Origin of the sequence: Promineifilum sp. (SeqCode) (assembly GCF_041918635.1) — a bacterium.
Taxonomy (GTDB): Bacteria; Chloroflexota; Anaerolineae; order Promineifilales; family Promineifilaceae; genus Promineifilum.
Genome location: NZ_JAYRVJ010000479.1, coordinates 1 through 2793, shown reverse-complemented (window position 1 = coordinate 2793; position 2793 = coordinate 1). Strand labels below are relative to the sequence as shown.

3 protein-coding genes are annotated in these 2793 nt (G+C 66.7%); all 3 read left to right on the top strand.

All coding sequences use genetic code 11. From position 1 onward, the window contains the following. Positions 1-577 (top strand): tyrosine-protein phosphatase (locus ACE3UY_RS14495; protein ID WP_374688220.1); only part of this gene is annotated, 577 nt, incomplete at its 5' end. 205 nt (positions 578-782) lie between these two features. Then, the gene (locus ACE3UY_RS14490; RefSeq protein WP_374688219.1) at positions 783-2303 is read left to right on the top strand and encodes an acetyl/propionyl/methylcrotonyl-CoA carboxylase subunit alpha; all 1521 of its coding nucleotides are present in this window, start codon (positions 783-785) and stop codon (positions 2301-2303) included. Between the two features lie 48 nt (positions 2304-2351). Next, positions 2352-2585, top strand: a complete 234-nt coding sequence (locus ACE3UY_RS14485; RefSeq protein ID WP_374688218.1) for a hypothetical protein — start codon at positions 2352-2354, stop codon at positions 2583-2585. Positions 2586-2793 lie beyond the last annotated feature (208 nt).

The window sequence follows — 2793 nt, the reverse complement described above, 5'->3', positions numbered from 1 at the left end:
TCTGCGCTCGGCTGACGAGGCGGCTCGCCACCCCGACCGGTTGCCGCCCGGCGTGATGGGCGTCCACCGGCCCGTTGCCGCCCAGGTCGGCCGGCTGCGCGGTCTGCTCACCCTCTACCAGGCCCGCCGCCAGCCGCAGGCCATGCTGGCGCAGATGTACCGCCTCTTTCTCGACCAGAATGGCCCCGTCTTCGCCGGCATCGTGCGCGCCGCGGCCGACCCGGATGGCGCACCGCTGCTCCTCCACTGCGCCATCGGCAAGGATCGCACCGGCCTGGCCGTGGCCCTGCTGTTGTTGACGCTGGGCGTGCCGGAAGAGACGGTCGTGGCCGATTACACGCTTAGCAACCATGCGTCCGAGGCGATGGGCCGCTGGATGTGGCCGGAGATGGCGCGGCTGAATGCCTATGGCCTCGACCAGGCGCGCCTGCGGCCGGTGCTGCTGGCCGAGGCGCGGACGATGGCCGGGGCGCTGGCCCACCTACGGCGGCGTTATGGCTCGCTAGAAGGGTACTGGCGACAGGCCGGCCTCGACCAGGCAACTCTAGATGGGGCGCGGGCGAATTTGCTGGTCTGACGCGCCGCCGCAAGGAAGTCCGCATCTGAGGATGCGGACTCTGAAGCGCCCCGCCCGCGCACAGTGCAGAGTCCGCAGCCTCAGATGCGGGCTGCAGGCACGGCTGCTCGTGCACTCCCGCTCCCCGGTTCCCCCGCCCACGGGATAAGAATCCCGCGCCACGCCTGACTTGCCACCCGCCCTCTGTGCGCCGATAATGATGCTCATGCACTTCCCGCTATTCCGCAAAGTCCTCATCGCCAACCGGGGCGAGATCGCCCGCCGCGTCATTCGCGCCTGCCACGAGTTGGACATCCGCGCCGTCGCTGTCTACTCCGACGTGGACGAACACGCCCCCTGGGTGCGCGAGGCGGATGAGAGCTACCCGCTCCACGGCAGCGCCGCCGCCGACACCTATCTCAACCGCGAGGCTATCCTGACCATCGCCGCCAACTGTGGCGCGGAGGCGATCCACCCCGGCTACGGCTTCCTGAGCGAGAACGCCGACTTCGCCGCCGCCTGCGCCCGCCGCGGGCTGGTTTTCATCGGCCCGCCGCCGGAGGCCATGCGGGCGTTGGGCAGCAAGGCCGCGGCGCGCGCCCTGGCGCAGCAGCACGACGTGCCGGTCGTGCCCGGGGTGGACGGGCTGGGCCGAAATGACGAGGAACTGCTGGTCGCAGCCGAAGCCATCGGCTACCCGGTGCTCATCAAGGCCAGCGCCGGGGGCGGCGGCAAGGGGATGCGCGTCGTCGGCGAGCCGGCTGACCTGCGCGACGCTCTCCAGGCCGCGCGACGTGAGGCGCAGTCGGCCTTCGGCGACCCGCACGTGCTGCTGGAGAAGTACTTTCCTGCCATTCACCACGTTGAGATTCAGGTGTTAGGCGACCACCACGGCCAACTGCTGCACCTCTACGAGCGCGAGTGCTCCGTCCAGCGCCGCCACCAGAAGATCATCGAGGAGAGTCCCGCCCCGGTCGTGCGCGACCCGGCGCTGCGCGAGGCCATCGCCGCCGCGGCCGTGCGCCTGGCCGCCGCCGCCGGCTACACCAATGCCGGCACGGTCGAGTTCATCGTCGAACCGGCCGGCGGCTTCTACTTCCTGGAGATGAACACCCGGCTTCAGGTCGAGCATCCGGTGACGGAGTTGGTCACCGGCATCGACCTGGTCAACTGGCAACTGCGCGTGGCCGCGGGCGAGCCGCTACCCTTTGCCCAAAGCGACGTGCGCCAGCGCGGCCACGCCATCGAGTGCCGCGTCTACGCCGAAGACCCGGCGGCCGGCTTCCTGCCGTCCATCGGCCGCATCGCCCACTACGTCCGTCCGGCCGGCCCCGGCCTGCGCGTGGACGACGGCATCGAGGCCGGCTCGGAGGTGACGCCCTACTACGATCCGATGCTGGCCAAGGTTATCACCTGGGGTCAGGATCGACCAGAGGCCATTCGCAAGATGGGCCGCGCCCTGCGCGAGATGGTGGTGCTGGGCGTGACGACGAACGTTCCCTTCCTGCGCGCCATCCTGGAAGAGCCGGCCTTCCTGGCCGGAGAGACCAGCACCCACTTCCTGGCCGAGCATCTGCCCGACTGGCAGCCGCCGGCCGAGGTCAGCGAGATGGAGTGGATTGCCGCGGCGGCCTACGAGATGCTGGCCGGGACAGGCGGCGAAAGTCGGCCGCCGACCGCCGACGGCCGACAGCCTTTCGATCTCTGGACGGCCGCGCCGGGGTGGCGGAATGTGGTATCATCGTAGGATACTACGAGCAGGCGATAATTTTTCGGTGTATAGAGGCTAAGAGCGATGGAAATCATTACCGTCCAGGTGCGCGACAAGAAAAGGGCGCGAATATTACTAGATTTGCTTCAGTCATTGGATTTTGTCAACTCGGTTAAGTTGGAGAGCAAGGAGGCGACGGTCGAGGATGTGGATAGTCGGCAAGAGACGCTGGTGCATGAAGCATTTGGAATGTGGAAGGACACCGATATTACGGCGCAGTCGCTTCGCGAACAGGCTTGGACACGACAATCACGATGATACTGAAGGACTTTCGTTTTATCCCTGGATTGCGGCTGTTTCAACCGAGCTGACCGCGCTAATTAGCGGCCGGTTGACGAGAGTGTAACCCCGTGCTATGATTGAGCTTTGGGCCGTTGGCCTCGTTTTGCCGTTCATATTAGAGGTGAGTTCTGCCGCGTCAGAATTCACGCCAAGAGGGTGCAGTAGATTAAAAGAGTAAAACGTC